Raw genomic sequence first — 925 nt, 5'->3', positions numbered from 1 at the left:
GCACCTGGGCTGGATCGTGCCCAACCACGCGCTGCGCCGCACCGCCCACGCCGTGGCGTCGCAGCGGCCGGGCGTGCGCATCCTGGCCGGCGCGCAGGTGGCGCAGGTGTCCGTGGCGGCCGACCATGCGGCGGTGGAAACCATGCCGGCCGCTGGTGATGCAGGCGATCCGGCCGCGCCCCGCACGCGCCTGCAGGCCCGGCTGGTCGTGGCCGCCGACAGCCGGTTTTCCGCCACCCGCCGGCAACTGGGCATCGGCGCGCGCATGGCGGACTTCGGGCGCACCGTCATCGTCTGCCGCATGCGCCACGCAGCACCCCACCACGGCATCGCGCACGAGGCCTTCGGACACGACCGCACCCTGGCCGTGCTGCCGCTGCCGGACGACCCGGCGGACGGCGCGCCGCAGTGCTCCGTGGTCGTCACCACCGGCGCGGCCGAGGCGGCGGCCCTGATGGCGCAGGACGCCGCCACGTTCGCCGCGCAGGTGCAGGCCCAGTTCGCGGGCCGGCTCGGCGCGATGGCGCTGGTGGGCGAGCGCCACGCCTACCCGCTGGTCGCCACCTATGCGGACCGCTTCGCCGGGCACCGCTGCGCGCTGCTGGGCGATGCCGCCGTGGGCATGCACCCGGTGACCGCCCATGGCTACAACCTGGGCCTGGCCGGCGTGGAGCGCCTGGCGCGCGCCCTCGCCGATGCCCGGCAGCGCGGCCAGGACATCGGCAGCGCCGACGCGCTGCGGCCCTATGCCCGCGCGCACCACCGCCGCGCCTGGCCGATCTATGAAGGCACCAACGCCATCGTGCGGCTGTACACCGACGCGCGCCCCCTGCCCCGCGCCGTGCGGCAACTGGTGCTGCAGGGCGCCCGGCGGCTGGCCCCGCTGAAGGCGGCCATCGTGGGGGAGCTGACGGGGCGCAGTCCG

At 77.0% G+C, this 925-nt stretch carries 1 protein-coding gene; it reads left to right on the top strand.

Going from position 1 to position 925, the window contains the following annotated elements; translation table 11 throughout:
- Positions 1-925, top strand: a 925-nt coding sequence (locus tag AC27IO_RS24810) for an FAD-dependent monooxygenase (RefSeq protein ID WP_498741295.1), incomplete at both ends; no start/stop codon positions are given.

Source organism: Acidovorax sp. KNOB132 (assembly GCF_057541515.1).
This window is presented reverse-complemented; position numbering and strand designations above follow the sequence as displayed.